Source organism: Arthrobacter sp. SAFR-023, assembly GCF_051965295.1.
GTDB lineage: Bacteria > Actinomycetota > Actinomycetes > Actinomycetales > Micrococcaceae > Arthrobacter.
The window spans coordinates 188,848-207,574 of record NZ_JBQCMF010000003.1 but is presented as its reverse complement, the minus strand read 5'-3'; the positions used below and the strand labels follow the sequence as shown (position 1 = coordinate 207,574).

Here is an 18,727-nt window from a genome sequence, read left to right as displayed (position 1 = left end):
GCGCACTAAACCAACCGCTAGGCTGGAGGACTGACACGGGGTGCCGCGCAAGGGCCGGCTGAGATCCAAACCCGTTGAACCTGTCCGGTTAGCACCGGCGAAGGGATGTCTTCTTTGTCATCAACACTGTCATCCGCGTCACTCCTGCCGGCACCCGCGGCCGCCGACAAGTCACTCCTGGAAACCGATGAGCCGGGCATTCAGAGGGCCCGCGACGTTCCCCGCGTCCTGGCCATCGCAGGCTCGGACCCTTCTGGCGGTGCAGGCATCCAGGCCGATCTGAAAAGCATTGCGGCCCACGGCGGCTACGGGATGGCCGCAATAACAGCCCTCACTGCGCAGAACACCACCGGCGTGCTCGGCGTGCACGTTCCGCCAGCCTCCTTCCTGTCAGCGCAACTGGACGCTGTCAGCGACGACATCCACGTGGACGCCGTGAAGATCGGCATGCTTGGCGATGAACGTGTCATCGCTGCCGTCCGCGGCTGGCTCGAAAAGGTAAGGCCCGGCGTCGTGGTCCTCGATCCGGTGATGGTGGCTACCAGCGGTGACCGCCTCCTCCAGGAATCTGCAGAGGCGGCACTCCGGAAACTGCTGCCTCTGGCGCACCTGATTACACCGAACCTTCCCGAACTGGCCATGCTCCTGGGGGAACCGGAGGCCGGGGACTGGGCCGCCGCGCTCGACCAGGGCAGGCGGCTGGCGGACCAGACCGGTGCCACGGTCCTCGTCAAAGGTGGGCACCTGAACGGCTCAACCTGCCCGGACGCCCTCGTGAACACTGCCGGGCTGCTCTCGGCGGAGGTGGTGGAGGTTGCGGGCGAACGGATCAGCACGCGGAACAGCCACGGCACCGGATGCTCGCTCTCCTCGGCCATGGCCACGGCCCAGGCGCGGCTGGATGACTGGGAAGCGTCACTGCGGGCGGTCAAACCGTGGCTGGCCGGGGCCCTGCGGACCTCCGGATTGCTGGAAGTCGGCGCCGGCAACGGACCGGTCAACCATTTCCACCACCTCCGCCAGACTGAAACGACAGCCCAGCCCGAGCCCAAGGGCGCCTTCGCCGAACTGCTGCGCGCCGAGACCGCTGCCGACCTCGAAGACATTTATGGCCTGGGCTTCATCCGTGGGCTTGCCGACGGCACCCTGGCGGAGAAGGAATTCGCGTACTACCTGGCACAGGATGCCATCTACCTCAACGGCTACTCCCGGGTCCTGGCCAGGGCCAGCGCGCTGGCGCCAACCGAGTCCGAGCAGCTGTTCTGGGCGCGCTCCGCCCAGCAGTGCCTGGAAGTTGAATCGGAACTGCACCGCAACTGGCTCAGCACGCGAACCGTGCAGCCGGAGCTGGGCCCGGTCACGAAAGCTTACGTCGATCATCTGCTCGCGGCTTCGGCAGGCGGCAGCTACGCAGTGATGGTTGCCGCTGTGCTGCCGTGCTTCTGGCTGTACGCCGAGGTGGGGGAGAGTCTGCACGCCGAATATGTGGCCGCCGGAGCGCAGGCCGGGCACCCGTACGCGGAGTGGCTGCGGACGTACGCCGACGAGGACTTCGCCGCCGCCACCCTGCGGGCCATCGAAATCGCCGACGACGCCGGCCGGGCCGCGTCAGCGGGGGAGCGCGCGGCGATGATCACTGCTTTCCGGCAGTCCTGCCGGTACGAGGTGGAATTTTTCGACGCGCCGAGCCGCCACAGCTGAGCGGAAGCCGGCCCGCTACCCGGTAAGATAATCGCGCACGGCATCGGATGTGCGGGAAAGCGGCACCTGTGGCGCTTATCACGGACAACCCGCCGCTGCCAGCCTCATTTGCGGCCGACGACGGAATTAGCGTATTCTAGATCTTCGGTGCTTACGCCAACACTTGGGTTATGACCCGGGATCGTCCACTCGGACAGGTTCCTGGGATAGCTCACGGGTTCCCCCGGGGAATCCACGGCGTTGAGGCACAGCGAGAACCAGGCCAATTTCCGGACCCGGCTTCCGCACGCAAATTTAGTAATAGACGTCGAGAGAAGTGAGTTCCCAAGTGGTGTACGCGATTGTCCGCGCAGGCGGCCGCCAAGAGAAGGTTTCCGTTGGAGACTTCGTTACCCTGAACCGCGTCGCCGGTGGAGCTGGCAGCACCATTGAGCTGCCCGCGCTGCTTCTGGTGGACGGTGACAAGGTCACCTCCGCAGCTGCGGACCTGGCCAAGGTAACTGTCACGGCTGAGATCCTCCAGGACCTCCGTGGTCCGAAGATCGTCATCCAGAAGTTCAAGAACAAGACCGGTTACAAGAAGCGCCAGGGTCACCGCCAGGAACTGACCAAGGTCAAGATCACCGGTATCCAGTAACCACCGGTTACTGAACAGGTTTCCCGCAGTCTCAAGAATTAAAGGCAGGCATTCCAAATGGCACACAAAAAAGGCGCGAGCTCCACTCGCAACGGTCGTGACTCCAACGCCCAGTACCTCGGCGTCAAGCGCTTCGGCGGCCAGGTAGTTTCCGCTGGCGAGATCATCGTCCGCCAGCGCGGCACCCACTTCCACCCCGGTGCGGGCGTTGGCCGTGGCGGCGACGACACCCTCTTCGCCCTGCAGGCAGGTGCCGTTGAATTCGGCACGCGCCGCGGCCGTCGGGTCGTCAACATCGTTGCTGCTGCAGCTGCAGAGTAACAACAAGTTCTGAACCGGTGGAGCGGGCCATGATGGCTCGCTCCACTGTTCTTTTAACCGCATTACAATCGATTTGGACGTCCAGGACGGCCTGATCAGCAACAGAGGAGATTCAACGTGGCGAGCTTTGTAGACCGGGTAGTACTGCACGTATCCGGCGGTACCGGCGGCCACGGCTGTGTCTCCGTTCACCGTGAGAAGTTCAAGCCGCTGGGCGGACCCGACGGCGGCAACGGCGGCAACGGCGGCGACGTCATCCTGCGCGTCGACTCGCAGACCACCACGCTGCTGGACTACCACCACGCACCCCACCGGCATGCCACCAACGGCGGCCCCGGCATGGGTGACTGGCGCGGCGGCAAGAACGGTGAAACCCTGATCCTGCCCGTCCCCGAGGGGACCGTCGTCAAGACCAAGGACGGCAAGGTGCTTGCTGACCTCGTGGGGGAGGGCACCGAATTTGTCGCAGCGTCCGGCGGGATCGGCGGTCTGGGTAACGCCGCGCTGTCCTCGCAGAAGCGGCGGGCGCCCGGGTTCGCCCTGCTCGGCATCGAGGGTGACGCTGCCGACATCGTCCTGGAGCTGAAGTCGATCGCCGACATCGCCCTGGTCGGGTTCCCCTCCGCCGGCAAGTCCAGCCTGATCGCGGCCATGTCGGCGGCCCGCCCGAAGATCGCCGACTACCCCTTCACCACCCTCATCCCCAACCTAGGCGTGGTCCAGGCCGGCGACGTCCGCTTCACCATCGCCGACGTGCCGGGCCTCATTGAGGGTGCCAGCGAAGGCAAGGGCCTGGGCCACAACTTCCTCCGCCACGTCGAACGCTGTGCCGCCTTGGTGCACGTTTTGGACTGCGGTACGCTGGAATCTGACCGAGATCCACTCTCCGACCTCGCAATTATCGAAACCGAGCTCGAAAAGTACGCGGTGGACATGAGCTACGCCGGCTCGAACGGCGAAGTTGTCCCGCTCAACCACCGCCCCCGGCTGGTGGCACTGAACAAGGTGGATCTGCCGGACGGCAAGGACATGGCCGAGTTTGTCCGGCCCGAGCTTGAATCCCGCGGCTACCGTGTGTTCGAGGTTTCGGCCACGAGCCATGAGGGCCTGCGCCAGCTTGGCTTCGCCATGGCAGAGATCGTCCAGGCCGCCCGCGACAGCGTGGCAGCCACGCCGCCGAAGGTGCACGCACCGGTACTGCGGCCCCGCGCCGTCAACGAGACCGGTTTCCGGATCCGCCGCGAGGAGAAAAACCTGGAGCCGCTGTTCCGCGTGCTGGGTGAAAAGCCCGTGCGCTGGGTCAAGCAGACGGACTTCACCAACGAGGAAGCCATTGGCTACCTTGCCGACCGCCTGGCCAAGCTCGGCGTCGAAACCGAGCTGTTCAAGCAGGGCGCCAAGCCCGGCGACACCGTAGTGATCGGTGAGGACGACGGCGTGGTGTTCGACTGGGAGCCGACCATGATGGCGGGCGCCGAGCTGCTGGCTTCGCCGCGCGGCACGGACGTCCGCTTCGCAGACATCGGCGACCGTCCCACCCGCAGCCAGAAGCGCGAGGAACAGATCGAGCGCCGCGACGCGAAGGCAGCGGCACGGGCCGAGCTGGAAGCCGAGCGCAAGGCCGGCATCTGGACCGAGTCCGTCAGCGCGCGCCGGGCGGCCCGGCCCCTCAAGGAGAGTGGACTGAACACCGAACATGAGGAGTGAACCCGCACACGTGACTGATACTTCCGCAATTGTCATCGAGGAACCCAAGACCGACGACCGCAGCATGCTCGCCAGGGCGCGCCGCATTGTGGTCAAAGTAGGATCGTCGTCCCTTACCAGCATCAAGGGCGGAATATCGGAGGAGGCGCTGACCGAGCTTTCGGACGCGCTGGCCGCCAAGTGCAATGCGGGCACCGAGATCATCCTCGTGTCTTCAGGCGCCATCTCGGCCGGCCTTGCGCCGCTCGGCCTGGCGAAGCGTCCGCGCGACCTCGCCACCCAGCAGGCGGCGGCCAGCGTGGGCCAGGGACTGCTCATGGCCCGGTATACCCACGCGTTCGCCGCCCACGGCGTCACCGTGAGCCAGGTGCTCCTCACTGCCGATGACCTCATGCGGCGCAGCCACCACCAGAATGCCTTCCGTGCCCTCAACCGGCTCCTGAACCTCGGCGTCGTGCCCGTCGTCAACGAGAACGACACCGTGGCCACCCACAAGATCCGCTTCGGCGACAACGACCGGCTGTCAGCCCTGGTTGCGCACCTGGTGCGCGCCGATGCACTGGTGCTGCTGTCCGACGTCGACTCCCTGTATGATGGCCCGCCCGCCCAGGGCGCAAAACGGATTCCCCAGGTGGACGGTCCTGAGGACCTCGACGGCGTCTCCATCGGCAAGACCGGCAAGGCCGGCGTGGGAACCGGCGGCATGCAGACCAAGGTGGAGGCCGCCCTGATGGCGGCCGATTCGGGCATCCCTGCCCTCGTCACGTCCACCGCCAACGCCGCGTCCGCGCTGGCCGGAGAGGACGTCGGAACCTGGTTTACCGTCAATGGCGGACGCAAGTCCGTCCGGATGATGTGGCTCGCGCACCTCGCCCATGTGCAGGGACGGCTGATCATTGACGACGGCGCCGTCCGGGCCGTGCGGGACAACCGCACCTCGCTGCTGCCCGCCGGCATCAAGGCTGTTGAGGGCAATTTTGAAAGCGGAGACGCCGTCGAAATGGTTTCGCTCGACGGCACGGTGATCGCCCGCGGCCTGGTGAACTACTCCGCGGCGGAACTGCCGCAGATGCTCGGACGGTCCACTGTGGAGCTGGGCGAGGCTTTGGGCCGCGGTTTCGACCGTGAAGTTGTTCACGTTGACGACCTGGTTCTGGTCTAGGCGCCGGACTCGCCTAGACTTGAATGATGACTGAGGCACTGATGAACCAAGCAGCCGAGACATCCAACGACGCCACGACGGTCCCCAGCCTGCCGGAAGACAGGCAGCCCACACCCGCTGAGACCGAGTCCGCCGTGTACGCGATCGCCGACCGGTCCCGCCAGGCCGCCCGCAGCATGGGCCGCGCCAACCGGGCTTGGAAAGACAAGGCCCTGCGCGCCATCGGCGGCGCCCTGGTCGCGAACAAGCAGCAGATCCTGGCCGCGAACGCCAAGGACGTGGAAGCAGGCCGCGCCAACGGCACGTCCGCCGCCCTCCTGGACCGGCTGACCCTCAACGAAACCCGCATTGCCGCCCTCGCGGCCGCCCTGGAAAACCTGGCCGGCCTGCCCGATCCCGTGGGCAATGTGGTGCGGGGCCAGACCCTGCCCAATGGCCTGCGCCTGCGCCAGGTCAACGTCCCCATGGGCGTGGTTGCCGCGATTTACGAGGCTCGGCCGAACGTGACCGTTGACATCGCCGGCCTGGCCCTCAAGAGCGGCAACGCCGTGATCCTCCGCGGCGGTTCGGCAGCAGGCTTCACCAACGAAGCCCTCATCCGCGTGCTGCGCGACGCCCTGGAGTCCGTTGGCCTGCCGGCGGATGCCGTTCAGACCGTGGACCAGTTCGGCCGTGAGGGCGCCAACGTGCTCATGCGTGCCCGCGGGCGCGTCGACGTGCTGATTCCGCGCGGCGGCCGTGAGCTGATCCAGACCGTCGTCAACAACTCCTCCGTGCCGGTCATTGAGACCGGCGAGGGGAACGTCCACATCTTCATCGACGAGTCGGCCAGTGAAGACATGGCGGTGGAGATCCTCCTCAACGCCAAGACGCAGCGCCCCAGCGTCTGCAACACAGTGGAGACACTCCTTGTGCACTCCGGCTCCACGGTCCTGCCCGCGGTCGCCGCAGCCCTGAGCAAGGCGGGTGTCCGGTTGCACGCCGATGACCGCGTCCGGGCTGCCCTTCCCGCGTCGGTGGAGTCCCTCCCGGCTACGGACGACGACTGGGCCACCGAGTACATGGACCTGGACTTGGCCGTGGCCATGGTGGACAGCCTGGATGACGCCGTGAAGCACATCCGCACGTGGTCCACTGGACACACGGAAGCCATCCTGACGAATGACCTGCGAAACGCGGAGCGCTTCATCGCGGAAATCGATTCCGCTGCGGTCATAGTGAACGCGTCCACGCGGTTTACCGACGGCGGCGAGCTGGGCCTGGGTGCCGAGGTCGGCATTTCCACCCAAAAGCTTCACGCCCGCGGCCCGATGGGCCTGACCGAGCTGACAACCACCAAGTGGATTGTCCAGGGCGAGGGCCAGGTCCGCGCTTAACGTCGCGGAAACCGCTCCTGACATAGCGGTAACATAGTAAAGAAGTCCGGACCGGCGGGAATCTCCGCCGTTGTCATCCTTAACATTCCTAGGGGAGAAAATGCTGCTCCAGCAGATTGCCGCGTCAGTTGCCGAACACGAGGAGAGAGCGCCCCTGTGGGCCGAGCCATGGGTCTTCGGCATCTCGATGTTTGCCATCCTGGTGGTGCTGATGCTCGTTACCCTCTCCTACGTCAACCTGGGCAACCGTCACTCTCCGGTTGACGAGCACGCGGACCCGCACCGCCAGCACCCCAACAAGCACGACCACGGCCAGGGCCACTAACATTTCCGCCGCACTGCACCACAAGGATACGCAGCGCCGGCTGCGGCTGGGCGTGATGGGTGGGACTTTCGATCCCATCCATCACGGCCACCTTGTGGCCGCCAGCGAGGTGGCCGACAAATTCGGCCTCGATGAAGTCGTGTTCGTCCCCACCGGCCAACCGTGGCAGAAGTCCAGCAAGAAGGTCAGCGAACCCGAACACCGTTATCTGATGACGGTGATCGCGACGGCGTCGAACCCGCGTTTCACTGTAAGCCGGGTCGACGTTGACCGGCCCGGTCCCACGTACACCATCGACACCCTCCGCGATCTGCGTACGCAGCGGCCCGACGCCGACCTGTTCTTCATCACCGGCGCCGACGCCCTGGCGCAAATCCTGTCGTGGAAGGACATCGACGAGCTCTGGTCGCTGGCCCACTTCGTGGGAGTAACCCGGCCAGGCCATGAGCTCGACGGCATGGGCCGGAAGGACGTCAGCCTGCTCGAGGTCCCCGCCATGGCGATCTCGTCAACAGACTGCCGCGCCCGCGTTGCTGCCCATAACCCCGTCTGGTACCTGGTGCCGGACGGAGTGGTGCAGTACATCGCGAAATACGGACTCTATGCCGCACCGGCCGGGAACAGCAGCTCCGAAACTACCGAGACAAACGATCCAGCCAGCACTGAATGAGTTTGAGATGAGTCAGGAACAGCAACCGATCCGCAGTCGCCGAGAACTGCGCAAGGCCCGGGACGAAGCCCTGGCCCAGAACCGGAACGCCGCGCCCCCGGGTGCCGGTGAGTCAGTCCCTGCCTCCAAACCGCCCGCTTCAAAGGCTCCCGCCCCGAACCCGGCTGCCTCGAAGCGCCCGGCGCCGGCAGGCACGGGCACGCCAGCTCCCGCCGGCCCGGAAAAGCCTGGCTCTTCACGTGCCGCCGGAGATGCCAGGCAGGAAAATGCCGCTGAACGCGTACGCCGGGTGGCACCGGGCCCCGCGGATTCCGCGCCAGCCGGCTCAGCCGCCGAACGCTCGTCCCAGATCCGTGCCCGCGACAGGGCCGCCCTGCGGACCATCAAGGAGCTGTCCGAAAAGGAAGAGCAGCTTTCCGGCGGCGGCCCGCCGACGCGCCGCCAGCTGCGGCTGATGCAGCTCAAGGAGCAGGCGGTTACTTCGGCGATGCCCGTGGTGCCCCCGGCCGACGGCGGCGCCTCCACCGGGAAAGCGCCCGCTTCCTCGCCAGACCCTTCCTCCGGTACGGCCGGCAAACCCGCTCCTGCCACCGGGTCGAAGCCTGCAGGCCAGCCCTCCGGCGGTCCGGGCCCGCGGCCCGCGACGTCGGCGGGGAACGAATTGCCCGAGGGCATGACCGTTGAGCAGGCCCTTGAAGCGCGTACCCTCCTCGCCGAACAGGCCAAGAACCAGATCGCCAAGATGGAACACATCGCGGCGACAGACCCTGAAGCCGTGGATCCGGACATCCTGGCCCAGCAGATTGCCCTGGCCGAACGGGCCGCTGTGCTCAACAAGCGGGCCATGGCCAAGCAGAAGCTTGCCGAACAGAACACGCCCCAGCAGAGCGGACAAAACGGTCCGTCCACCGCCAGCAACCTCGCTATGGTGACACCGCTGGAATTCGAACAGGTGCCCGGTGTGGACCGTCCCGTCATGAAGCGGCCGGCCACCTCTCATGTTCCCGTGGTGACCAACCCTGGTCCGCGGGTTCCGGCGCGTGGCAACCGGACAGCCAAGGCGTCCCGCCCCAGCGCGCCGTCCACCGGACGGTCGCGGGTCATTGCCCGGGCGGAAGCGGCGGCGCGGTCGGCAGCAGCGCCTCCGGCCGTGGCCCACCAGAATGAGGCCTGGACCGACGAGTCCGGCGAAGACGTGGCGGGGCTGCCGCCCGTGTCCGCGAAATCCGCCTACGGGCTGGAGCCCCTGGACGCAGCCACCGCCGGGCTGGCCCGGGCCAACCGGTTGAGGATGATCCAGCTTGGCGTCCTGGCGCTCGGCGCAATCGCCCTCGTTGCCGGCATCATCATGATCATCAGCGGCCTTTCACGCTGACTTCAGCCAGTACCACCACCTACGCTTTTCATCACCACAAGGAGTCCCGTGACCGCATCCGAATCATCCGTCACCATAGCCCGGCACGCAGCCAGGGCCGCGGCGGACAAGATCGCCCAAAACATCGTCGCCCTCGACGTCAGCGAACGCCTGGCTTTGGCGGACGTGTTCCTGATCGCTTCAGCACCCAGCGAACGCCAGGTCAACGCCATAGTCGACGGCATTGAAGAGGAACTCATCAAGCAGGATCTCCGCCCGGTCCGCCGCGAAGGCCGTTCGGCCGGCCGGTGGGTCCTGCTGGATTACGCAGATGTCGTCATCCACGTTCAGCACGAGGAAGACCGTGTCTTCTACGCCCTGGAGCGTCTGTGGAAGGACTGCCCGGTGGTGGACCTGCAGCTGGGAGACGACGCGTCGGCCAAGGCCGCTGCTGCCGCCGAGCAGGAGTAGCCCGCGCGCGACTGAATATGCCCGATTTGGAATTTTCAGAAACGCTGGTCTAAGATATTTGAGTTGCTTCGGAGAGATCGGAAACTGAAGCAGCAAGAATATGGGGCTGTGGCGCAGCTGGTAGCGCACCTGCATGGCATGCAGGGGGTCAGGGGTTCGAGTCCCCTCAGCTCCACCGGACGATCCGCCGGAATCGAAAGATTCCGGCGGATTTTTTCTTTGCCGGAAAGTAGTGCTGATCCCGCTTGCGGGTGCTGTGGAGAACGTGACGGAAGCCACATGGCACCAATTCGCATCCTGGCGATTTCTGGACTACGCTGGTCGGGTTGCTTCGGGAAAACGCAAAGATCCCGGAGGGAACGGCTTGGGGCTGTGGCGCAGCTGGTAGCGCACCTGCATGGCATGCAGGGGGTCAGGGGTTCGAGTCCCCTCAGCTCCACCAAGTAGCCGCCTGATCACGGAACTGACCGTGATCGGGCGGCTTTTTCGTTAATCCCGCTGCCGAGACCGCGATCTTTGACGAATCTTGGATATTCCTTGGGACTGTCTTACCCGCTTTGCCCCTAAAGTGGAGCCATGAAGACGGGAGCGGCCCTGGTGCTGTCCGTTGCAGGTATCCTCGCAGCGGGCTCGGCGGCACTTGCCGTCAACACGCAGGTCCTGAACGTCTCGCCCCCCGGCACCGGAAATGCCAACGTTGTCCTCCTTCCGAATGCCGCAGTGCCTCCCGTTCCTGGCACCAGCGCCGGACCAAAGGCCACCCCGCAGACAACAGCGACGCCGGCGGGCGCACAGAAGGATGCCACCCCGGCAAAATCCAGCCCCGCGAAGCCAGGCCCCGCGAAGTCCGGTGCAGCGGCATCAAACACAGCGAAAGCCAATCCGGCAAAATCTGTCCCGGCCGCGCCCGGTAATGCCGGCGGTTCCGCGGCGGTACCGTCGACGTCCGGCCCCGGTGGCGGGCCGGCCGGTGGAGCGGTGACAGTTCAGCCCGTACCTGTGCCGGGCGGCGTGGCCTCCGTTGAGCCGGGGGATGACAAGGGCGGCCTGCGGAAGGCGCCGGAGCCCGGCGACGACAGCGGCGGCCACGGCGCCGACGACTGACCCGCAGGGCACAGCTGGCCCACGGGGCGCAGCTGACCCTGCCGCCTGCGTTCCTGCCGGCGCACCGTTTCCTGACCGCTGTCTTGCCTTGCGCTCTCCCTGTCTGACCCGTCGCACCTGACCGCGGAACTCCGTCCTGCCCCGGCGGTCGGCCGCCGCAAGGCCCCGGGGGGCGGTGCAACTTGGGGAGGGTCGTAGGCAATCTTGGACAACTCTTGGATTTTCTTTGCACCTATCCTCGACAGCGAGTTCCTAGTGTGGAGCCATGAAAACAAGAGCAGCCCTCGCATTATCCGTCGCCGGCGTTCTCCTCACCGGAGGTGCCGCCTTCGCCACCACCCAGTCGCTGAGCAACACCGGCACGGGTACCAGTGACGACACCAGGAACGTCCTTGTCACGGACGACTCTGCCACCAGAACCCCCGCCGTCAGCTCCGCCAAGGCAACCCCCAAGTCGGCCGTGAAGTCCAGTGATGACAAGCAAGCCCACGACAAGAAGGCATCAGCCGCCAAGAAGGCATCAGTCGCCAAGAAGGCGTCGAAGCCGGCCGAGCCGGGTGACGACAAGGGAGGGCTCCGGACCACCCCTGAGCCCGGCGACGACAAGGGCGGAACCGTGGCAGCGCCTGCAGAAAACTTCGTTGGCAGCGGCTCCCTCTCGGTTGAACCCGGTGATGACAAGGGAGGCCTCCGGACCACCCCGGAGCCCGGCGACGACAACGGCGGTCTCCGCTCAGACCAGGCGCCGCGCGTTGCCGAACCCGGCGATGACCACGGTGGACTTCGGACGTCTGCCGAGCCCGGCGACGACAAGGGCGGTGACCGCAAGGCCGTTGAGCCGGGCGATGACAGCGGAGGCAGCGGCGGCCACGGCAGCGACGACTAAACAAGCAAAGCAACCGACTAATAGCCCAAAGGCCCTCCTGCACCTCATGTCCAGGAGGGCCTGCCGTGTGCCAAGGACGCGCGGCAGCAGGGCCGGGACGCGCCTAGGATGAAGAAATGAAGCGGATCAGCGAGCCTGGGGAGCGGCACTATTGAGCGATGGTATCCAGAACGGCGGCACCCAGAGCGGCACCCGGAAAGGAGCCATCCAGAACGGCGGCACCGTAATCGGTGGATCTAACCGCAATGCCGACGTCGTGGTGATCGGAGCCGGGCAGGCCGGCCTCTCCGCGGCCTTCCACCTGGCCCGCCGCGGCTTCACGCCAGCCCAGGCCGGAGAGCAGCCAAGTGGTGCAGCCACGGCGGACGGTCCAGGGCGGTCGTACGCGGTGCTGGACGCCGAGGCCGGGCCGGGCGGAGCCTGGCGGCACCGCTGGAAAACCCTGCTCATGGCCACCGTAAACGGCATCAGTGACCTTCCCGGAATACCGCAGCCGGATGTCGACCCGGCGGAACCAAGCTCGGCATTCCTCAGCCGCTACTTCGCCGCCTACGAGCGGCAGGTCGGGCTGGCCGTCGAGCGGCCCGTCAAGGTACTCGCCGTCGAACGTGCGGACGCTGACCCGGCGGGGCGGTTAAGGATCACCACGTCCGACGGCGGCTGGACGGCCCGGGCAGTCATCAACGCCACCGGAACCTGGACCAGGCCCTTTTGGCCGATCTATCCGGGCCAGTTCACGTTCGGGGGCCGCCAGCTGCATGTGGCCGACTACGTGTCCGCCGAGGAGTTCCGCGGGCTGCACGTCATCGTGGTGGGCGGCGGAATCTCCGCCGTCGGGCTGCTGGACGAAATCTCCAGCGTCACGACGACAAGCTGGTTCACCCGCCGCGAGCCCGTATGGCGGGACGCGTTCGACCGGCAGTCCGGCCACGACGCCGTCGCCCTGGTGGAAGAACGGGTGCGGCAGGGGCTGCCGCCGCAAAGCGTCGTCGCCGCCACAGGTCTCATCTGGACTCCGGCTCTCCGGGCGGCTGCCGCGCGCGGCGTACTGTACCGCCGGCCGATGTTCACGGCGATAGAACCCGGCGGCGTCCGGCTCGCGGACGGCGGGTTCCTCGCGGCGGATGTGATCCTGTGGGCCACCGGGTTCCGCGCCGAGCTGGAGCACCTTGCGCCGCTGCACCTGCGGGGACCAGGGGGCGGGATTGCCATGGAGGGAACGCAGGTGGCGGCGGAACCCCGTGTGCACCTGGTGGGCTACGGCCCGTCGTCGTCCACCATCGGCGCCAACCGCGCCGGCCGGGCCGCGGTGACCGCTATCCTCAAACTCCTGGCCCCCACCGCAGCCGTGACGGATCCGCGGTAGATTTGCACCGGCGGAATTCCGCCGGGTCATCAGCAAGGAAGAGGCGGCGGCACCACGTGACAGAAAATGGTCTTGGGCAGGTCCTTGGCTTGCTCCGAAGGCACCCCGATGTCGAGGCCGCCAACCTCCAGGCGTGGGACGCCACGGACTCCCTCCTGCTGGACGCCGCCGGGGATCTGCTCACCCCGGACAGCACGGTAGCCGTCATCGGGGACAACTACGGGGCGCTCACGCTCGGGCTGCTGGCCGGCGGTGCCGGCCCGGTGCCGGCCGAGGTGAAGGTGCACCAGGACCTGGTCACTGGGGAGCGGGCGCTCCGCAACAATGCTGAGGCCCTGGGAGTTTCCGGGGGCTTTGCGCAGCTGCCGCTCGGCGCTGAACTGCTGGCCGGCGCGGACCTGGTGCTGTTGCAGCTTCCCCGGACCCTCGCCGAACTCGAGGAAATTTCCGACGCCGTTGCCCGGCACGCGCCCGCCGGCGCTGTCTTGCTTGCCGGCGGCCGGGTCAAGCACATGTCCCTGGGCATGAACGCCGTGCTGGGCAAATACTTCGGAACGGTCCAGCCGCAGCTGGCCCGGCAAAAATCACGGCTGCTCCTGGCCACCGACCCGAAGCGTGCGGAGTGCGAACCGCCCTACCCCGTGACGGAACACAACGCCGAACTCGGCTTGGACATCTGCGCGCACGGCGCCGTCTTCGCCGGCACACGTTTGGACATTGGAACCCGCTTCCTGCTGTCATTCCTGCCGGAGATCCCGGCCGCCGCCAAGGCCGTGGACCTGGGCTGCGGCACCGGGATCCTGGCCGCAATGTATGCCCGCCGGCACCCCGAAGCCGAGGTCATCGCCACGGACCGGTCCGCGGCCGCAGTGGCGTCGGCAGTGGCAACTGCCCGGGCCAACGGCCTCGCGGCCAGCATCGCGGCTGTCCAGGATGACGCAATGAGCACCCTTCCGGCCGGGAGCGCGGACCTCATCCTGCTGAATCCCCCGTTCCACCTCGGTTCCAGCGTCCACGCCGGGGCGGGGCTGAAGCTCTTCGAAGCAGCTGGCCGGGTACTGGCACCCGGCGGCGAGCTCTGGACGGTATTCAACAGTCACCTGCGCTATGTGACGGCCTTGGACCGACTGGTTGGTCCCACCACGGTGCGGGGCCGGAATCCCAAATTCACGGTGGCCGTCAGCGTCAGGCGGGCGGTCGACTGAGCCCCGCCAGCCGTCGTCGAACGCGACTGCACCGCGCTGAGCGTGGGGCGTACCCGTTCCCCGGGGCGTAACGTACGATTCAGACATTGGTAGTGGCCAACAAAAGATGTTAAGGGGAATTCTTGACCGAGATCCGCCAGCCCTCGCCGAGGCGCGGAACCAATCTGCCGCGGATGGGCGACTTCAACCTGACTGTCATTCTCGATGCCATCCGCCGTGCCGCCGGAGGGCTCAGCCGCGTTGAGCTTGCCCAGATCGTCGGTCTGTCCCCGCAAACCATTTCGAACATTTCCCGCCGACTGCTGGACCAGAACCTTATTGTCGAGGCGGGCAAAGAGGGCAGCGGACCCGGCAAGCCGCGAACCATCCTTCGCCTGAATCCCGCCGGCATGTATGCCGTCGGGGTGCATCTGGACCCCGCCGTGGCAACGTTCGTCGTCCTTGATCTGTTGGGTGCAGTGGTCCTGCATTCGAGCGTGAAAACGCCGGACAGCTCCCGGCCCGAGGCGGTCATTACGGCCATTGCCGCCGAAATCGACAAGCTGATCGAGGCCTCCGGGGTGGATCGTGCCAAGATTGCCGGCCTGGGCGTCGCCGCACCAGGCCCCATCGACCACGACAACGGCACGGTGGTGGAGCCGCCGCTCATGGACGGCTGGGACAGTGTTCCGCTCCGGGATGCGCTGGCTGAGGCGACAGGACTGTCTGTGCTGATGGACAAGGACGTCACCAGCGCGGCGGTCGCGGAAACCTGGGCGGGCGGAGCCAGCGGCGCCGGCAGCTTTGTCTTCATGTACATGGGCACCGGTATCGGCTGCGGCATTGTCCTCAATGACGAGGTGGTCCGCGGCACGTCAGGCAACGCCGGCGAAATCGGCCACATCATCGTCGACCCTGACGGAGCCCCCTGCGACTGCGGGCTGCGCGGCTGCGTCAAGTCCACCTGCATACCCCAGGTCCTCGTCGCGCAGGCCCAGGCTGCAGGCATTCTGGATGGGCCCGGAACTGCCACCAGCAACTCTGCCGTCCAGGAAAGGTTCGCCATGCTCTGCGCAGCAGCCGACGCCGGCAACAGCGAAGCGGCGGCCATCATCGACAAATCAGCAGAACTCGTGGCCAGGGCTGCGTCAGCGGTGGCCAACACGCTGGACGTGGACCGGGTGGTGTTTGGCGGCCCCTTCTGGCCGCTGCTGTCCGCGCGCTACCTGGCGAAGGTCCCCGGCCTGATCCAGCAGAACAGCGACGCCGGCAACATCCACGCCGTCGAAGTCGTGGGCACGGGCGTGGGGGAGGACGTGGGAGCGGTGGGCGCTGCATGCCTGGTCCTTGAGCACACCCTTGCGCCCCGGGCCCAGCGGCTGCTGCTGGAGGGCTGAGCGCTAGTCGATGTCCTCGACGATTGTCCCGTAGGGAATCGTATCGTCGAGGTGTGCCTGGTGCCCGCGGGGGATATAGAGCACCCGGACGCCGTGCAACTGGTCCGCTGCCGACTGGAGGAGGATCGGACGGACCATGTCGACGAAGCTTGGGTCCTTGCCAACGAGATATTCCTCGTAGCTGGCTGGTAGCTGGATCATGGCATCAGAATAGACCTGATCGTGGGCTAAGGGGAGGGTACCCGGTGACCTCCCGCCGGGTACCCTTTCCTGTGTTGGACACTAGTTCCGACTAGTAGCCGGGCTGAACCGTCGGGCTGTCGCTCGTAGCCGGGCTGCTGGCAGGGGCAGACGTTTCAGTGGCAACCTCAGCCTTGTCCGTCTTGGCATAGACGTTCTTGCTGACCTGGTAGGCATGCTGGTCGAGCTTGAGCGCCTCCTGGTTGATTTCCTTCAGCTTGGCGTCGGTGAGCTGTTCGATCTTGGCGAGCTCCAGCGTCTCCTGGTTAGTTCCGCCCACAGCTGTCACCTTCACCAAGCCCGTTCCGGCCGAGTAGAACTTCCGCTGGTGGCCTGCCGCAGGCTCCAGCGGGTTGCGTTCGTCAATCACCAGCACATCGTCATAGCAACCCGTGGCGACGCACACATGCTCGTTCTGTTTGAAGACCTGCCCGCAGTCCAGGAAGTCGACGCTCGCCGCGTGGGCCTGGACATAACTGGGCGTGTTGGTCCGGGGGTCCGTCTGCATGGCGATTCCGGCCTGGGCCCCGTCCAGGCTATGGATGAAGGTGGCAGGCGCACCGGCGAACTTCCCGCCTTCATATTCCTCCGGGTATTCACCGAACAGCCAGACGTCGCCGCTGTTGGTCTGGGCGAAGAACGCCAGTTCGGATTCCACGAGCTCACCGTCGGCGTAGTCGCGGTCCCACATGACCTGGGTCTTCACGCCGTCGATGACCTTGGTCAGTCCCGTTATTGAGTGCACCACCGTCCGTTTGATGTCTCCCTCGGCACTCTTGACGTCGCCCGTGGTGGTGTACTGCATGCCCGGCTTGAGCGGGAACCATTTGTTGTCAACGTTGGGCGATGACTGGAATTGTGAGATGTCAAAGTTGATCGCGGAGCCGGGACCGCAAAGCTCGTCCGCACCGGCTGTCCCGCTTGAGCCGGGGGTGGCGGATCCCGAAGCGGCAGATCCGGTTGGGGAGGCTGCGGCCGACGTCTCTGTCGGTGCGGCGGAACCGGAGGTGGCCTGCGGGGCGGCATTTTGCTGAGGGGAGCAGGACGTAACTGTGGCCAGCGCGACGAGGAGCACAAGGGAGAAGCCCGGGGCGGACCGTGCTTTGTAAAGCGGTGGTTTCTTGAGCTGGAACATCTCGGGGGCCTTTCGCCGTGGGGATTCTGGTTTCCAGCACCTCCACCGCGGCGTCAGAGCCGTGCCCGGCCGCAGCAGAACGCTGGCTAACCGCGCCCTGCCGGCAGGCGAATCATGGGACGGTGCGGGCTCTCGTGGGCGCGGATAATGTTCTCTCGGGACGATTCACCGAGGAAGAACCAGAAGAAGCATCCAGCCTCCTCAACCTGAGACCTTGCTGAATCCGATACGACGTGACAAAAGAATGGACTAATTTCCCCGGTTTGAACAGGGCGCGCGCGGGCTGGCTTCTCGCGCGGCTCCCGGGGTCCAAGAAACGCAAGAGTCCATTTGGGCGAAGATAATTTTGGACGGGCATCCAATCCGGCGTAAAGCAGCGTCTTAATTCGGCGTCAACTTGAAGGCGTCCCCGGAGGGCTTCTAGAGTTCTATACAAGTTACCCAGGTAACGTGTCAGCGATCCTCCGCTGCGGATGTGCCGCCCGCCGGCCGCCAAGGAGGGTGTGGGTGCCCCCATGTGGGCCTGACATTTGCTCACGGTGGACTTCTTTACAGGCGTAACAGTCGCGGCTGCGCCCTGCCGAAGTTCGTCCCGTGTTCCCCAAACTCAATTCATTGACCGCTTGCTGCCCCGGCTGACCGCCACGGCAGCGCAGCCTTCAATGGCCCAAAGCCAAGGACGCAAATGTCACCACCAAGCCTTATTGAAACACATCCAAATCTCTCCGACACCGCGCCGGTGGCCCTCTCCTATGAGCTGTTTCCGCCCCGTTCGCCGGCTGCCGCCGAGACCCTGTGGAACACCATCCGGGAACTGGAGGCCACCGATCCCGACTACGTATCGGTCACCTACGGTGCCAGCGGCTCCAACCGGGACACCGCCGTCGAACTCATTAACCGCCTGGTGCTGGAGACCACACTCCGGCCGCTTGCCCACCTGACCTGTGTGGGCAACACGCCAGCTGAGCTCGCCGAAATCATCGGTGAACTGCTCGACGCCGGCGTCCGCGGAATCCTTGCCCTTCGCGGCGACCTGCCCAAGGACAGCGGCGAACCGGTCAGCGGCTCGCTGCGCTACGCCCAGGACCTGATTGAGCTCATCCGCCGGGTGGAGCAGCGGCGCTCGGCACTGCTGTGCGCCGGAAAGGTCGCCGTCGGTGTGGCAGCCTACCCCACGCGGCATCCTGAATCGCCGAGCGAGGCCCACGACGTGGAGGTGCTGCTGGCCAAGCAGCGGTCAGGTGCCGACTTCGCGATCACCCAGGTGTTCTTCCGCACGGAGCAATATGCGGACCTCGTGACCAGGGCGCGCAGGGCCGGCGTCACCATCCCCATCATTCCCGGCGTCATGCCGCTCACGAGCCTGCGGAGGCTCAAGCGCCTCGGCGAGCTGACCGGCGTCGAACCCGCCCCGGAGCTCATCGAGCGGATGGCTGCCGCGGATACCGACGCCGAGCGGCTCCGCATCGGAGTCAGCGCGACGGTGGACCTGGCCAACGCGGCCCTGGACGCCGGCGCACCCGGACTCCACATCTACACGTTCAATGAGCACCAGAGCGCGCTGGAAGTGCTGGACAAGCTGTCGCTTGCCCGGCCGGCACGCCCGTCGAGCCGCCTGAACGCACTCGCCCGCCGCCAGCTCGCCAGCTGAGCGGCATCGCCTGCCGTCGGCTCGCGAGCCGACTCGATTC

The 18,727-nt window shown here is 66.2% G+C and carries 18 protein-coding genes, 2 tRNA genes and 1 riboswitch; of the genes, 18 read left to right on the top strand and 2 right to left on the bottom strand.

The annotated features are described in order from the left end of the window. Positions 1-26: 26 nt before the first annotated feature. Positions 27-123, top strand: a riboswitch (TPP riboswitch). 54 nt (positions 124-177) lie between these two features. The 17 genes from ACTHQX_RS05190 (at position 178) to ACTHQX_RS05110 (ending at position 15,661) form a co-directional block, all read left to right on the top strand. Then, positions 178-1,701, top strand: coding sequence for a bifunctional hydroxymethylpyrimidine kinase/phosphomethylpyrimidine kinase (locus tag ACTHQX_RS05190; RefSeq protein WP_440156189.1), 1,524 nt, complete (start codon positions 178-180; stop codon positions 1,699-1,701). 328 nt (positions 1,702-2,029) lie between these two features. Then, positions 2,030-2,338, top strand: coding sequence for a 50S ribosomal protein L21 (rplU, locus tag ACTHQX_RS05185; RefSeq protein ID WP_079596325.1), 309 nt, complete (start codon positions 2,030-2,032; stop codon positions 2,336-2,338). A 57-nt stretch (positions 2,339-2,395) separates the two neighbouring features. Next, positions 2,396-2,659 (top strand): 50S ribosomal protein L27, encoded by a 264-nt coding sequence (gene rpmA / locus ACTHQX_RS05180; RefSeq protein ID WP_003803426.1) that lies wholly within the window; start codon positions 2,396-2,398, stop codon positions 2,657-2,659. A 117-nt stretch (positions 2,660-2,776) separates the two neighbouring features. After that, positions 2,777-4,366, top strand: coding sequence for a GTPase ObgE (gene obgE / locus ACTHQX_RS05175; protein WP_440155997.1), 1,590 nt, complete (start codon positions 2,777-2,779; stop codon positions 4,364-4,366). Positions 4,367-4,430: 64 nt separating this feature from the next. Next, positions 4,431-5,528, top strand: coding sequence for a glutamate 5-kinase (gene proB / locus ACTHQX_RS05170; RefSeq protein WP_236809336.1), 1,098 nt, complete (start codon positions 4,431-4,433; stop codon positions 5,526-5,528). Between the two features lie 26 nt (positions 5,529-5,554). Then, the gene (locus tag ACTHQX_RS05165; RefSeq protein ID WP_236803644.1) at positions 5,555-6,904 is read left to right on the top strand and encodes a glutamate-5-semialdehyde dehydrogenase; all 1,350 of its coding nucleotides are present in this window, start codon (positions 5,555-5,557) and stop codon (positions 6,902-6,904) included. Positions 6,905-7,004: 100 nt separating this feature from the next. Beyond that, positions 7,005-7,229: a hypothetical protein gene (locus ACTHQX_RS05160; protein WP_236803642.1), complete on the top strand. Its 225-nt coding sequence runs from the start codon at positions 7,005-7,007 to the stop codon at positions 7,227-7,229. A gap of 13 nt (positions 7,230-7,242) precedes the next feature. Continuing rightward, positions 7,243-7,899: a nicotinate-nicotinamide nucleotide adenylyltransferase gene (nadD, locus tag ACTHQX_RS05155; RefSeq protein ID WP_440130539.1), complete on the top strand. Its 657-nt coding sequence runs from the start codon at positions 7,243-7,245 to the stop codon at positions 7,897-7,899. 7 nt (positions 7,900-7,906) lie between these two features. Beyond that, the gene (locus ACTHQX_RS05150; protein WP_440155998.1) at positions 7,907-9,274 is read left to right on the top strand and encodes a hypothetical protein; all 1,368 of its coding nucleotides are present in this window, start codon (positions 7,907-7,909) and stop codon (positions 9,272-9,274) included. Positions 9,275-9,322: 48 nt separating this feature from the next. After that, the gene (rsfS, locus tag ACTHQX_RS05145; protein ID WP_236803635.1) at positions 9,323-9,724 is read left to right on the top strand and encodes a ribosome silencing factor; all 402 of its coding nucleotides are present in this window, start codon (positions 9,323-9,325) and stop codon (positions 9,722-9,724) included. 102 nt (positions 9,725-9,826) lie between these two features. Then, positions 9,827-9,899 (top strand) — tRNA-Ala (locus ACTHQX_RS05140). Positions 9,900-10,090: 191 nt separating this feature from the next. Further along, positions 10,091-10,166: transfer RNA gene (locus ACTHQX_RS05135), tRNA-Ala, on the top strand. A 134-nt stretch (positions 10,167-10,300) separates the two neighbouring features. Beyond that, a complete protein-coding gene (locus tag ACTHQX_RS05130; RefSeq protein WP_440155999.1) occupies positions 10,301-10,828 on the top strand; it encodes a hypothetical protein in 528 nt (175 codons plus the stop codon). A 265-nt stretch (positions 10,829-11,093) separates the two neighbouring features. Beyond that, positions 11,094-11,714, top strand: coding sequence for a hypothetical protein (locus ACTHQX_RS05125; protein WP_440156000.1), 621 nt, complete (start codon positions 11,094-11,096; stop codon positions 11,712-11,714). Positions 11,715-11,919: 205 nt separating this feature from the next. Further along, complete coding sequence (locus ACTHQX_RS05120; RefSeq protein ID WP_440156191.1) at positions 11,920-13,080, top strand: NAD(P)-binding domain-containing protein; 1,161 nt, start codon at positions 11,920-11,922, stop codon at positions 13,078-13,080. Between the two features lie 56 nt (positions 13,081-13,136). Then, a complete protein-coding gene (locus tag ACTHQX_RS05115; protein ID WP_440156001.1) occupies positions 13,137-14,285 on the top strand; it encodes a class I SAM-dependent methyltransferase in 1,149 nt (382 codons plus the stop codon). 122 nt (positions 14,286-14,407) lie between these two features. Next, positions 14,408-15,661, top strand: coding sequence for an ROK family protein (locus ACTHQX_RS05110; protein ID WP_440156003.1), 1,254 nt, complete (start codon positions 14,408-14,410; stop codon positions 15,659-15,661). Positions 15,662-15,664: 3 nt separating this feature from the next. Here ACTHQX_RS05110 and ACTHQX_RS05105 read toward each other — a convergent pair whose 3' ends face one another. Together ACTHQX_RS05105 and ACTHQX_RS05100 are read right to left on the bottom strand one after the other, a co-directional pair. Then, positions 15,665-15,862 carry a hypothetical protein gene (locus tag ACTHQX_RS05105; RefSeq protein WP_102972413.1) on the bottom strand — a complete coding sequence of 66 codons (198 nt, stop codon included), beginning with the start codon at positions 15,860-15,862 and terminating at the stop codon, positions 15,665-15,667. A 91-nt stretch (positions 15,863-15,953) separates the two neighbouring features. Beyond that, positions 15,954-17,036: a hypothetical protein gene (locus ACTHQX_RS05100; RefSeq protein ID WP_440156005.1), complete on the bottom strand. Its 1,083-nt coding sequence runs from the start codon at positions 17,034-17,036 to the stop codon at positions 15,954-15,956. A 685-nt stretch (positions 17,037-17,721) separates the two neighbouring features. Between ACTHQX_RS05100 and ACTHQX_RS05095 the strand changes: the two genes are divergently transcribed. Next, positions 17,722-18,687, top strand: coding sequence for a methylenetetrahydrofolate reductase (locus tag ACTHQX_RS05095; RefSeq protein ID WP_440156006.1), 966 nt, complete (start codon positions 17,722-17,724; stop codon positions 18,685-18,687). The last annotated feature ends 40 nt before the right edge of the window (positions 18,688-18,727 follow it).

What these genes read in the sequence shown, in the direction of transcription:
- ACTHQX_RS05095 (WP_440156006.1), top strand. Translation starts at nt 17,722, where the DNA reads ATGTCACCACCAAGCCTTATTGAAACACATCCAAATCTCTCCGACACC.
- ACTHQX_RS05130 (WP_440155999.1), top strand. Translation starts at nt 10,301, where the DNA reads ATGAAGACGGGAGCGGCCCTGGTGCTGTCCGTTGCAGGTATCCTCGCA.
- ACTHQX_RS05165 (WP_236803644.1), top strand. Translation starts at nt 5,555, where the DNA reads ATGACTGAGGCACTGATGAACCAAGCAGCCGAGACATCCAACGACGCC.
- rpmA (WP_003803426.1), top strand. Translation starts at nt 2,396, where the DNA reads ATGGCACACAAAAAAGGCGCGAGCTCCACTCGCAACGGTCGTGACTCC.
- ACTHQX_RS05125 (WP_440156000.1), top strand. Translation starts at nt 11,094, where the DNA reads ATGAAAACAAGAGCAGCCCTCGCATTATCCGTCGCCGGCGTTCTCCTC.
- proB (WP_236809336.1), top strand. Translation starts at nt 4,431, where the DNA reads ATGCTCGCCAGGGCGCGCCGCATTGTGGTCAAAGTAGGATCGTCGTCC.
- ACTHQX_RS05160 (WP_236803642.1), top strand. Translation starts at nt 7,005, where the DNA reads ATGCTGCTCCAGCAGATTGCCGCGTCAGTTGCCGAACACGAGGAGAGA.
- ACTHQX_RS05100 (WP_440156005.1), bottom strand. Translation starts at nt 17,036, where the DNA reads ATGTTCCAGCTCAAGAAACCACCGCTTTACAAAGCACGGTCCGCCCCG.
- ACTHQX_RS05150 (WP_440155998.1), top strand. Translation starts at nt 7,907, where the DNA reads ATGAGTCAGGAACAGCAACCGATCCGCAGTCGCCGAGAACTGCGCAAG.
- ACTHQX_RS05105 (WP_102972413.1), bottom strand. Translation starts at nt 15,862, where the DNA reads ATGATCCAGCTACCAGCCAGCTACGAGGAATATCTCGTTGGCAAGGAC.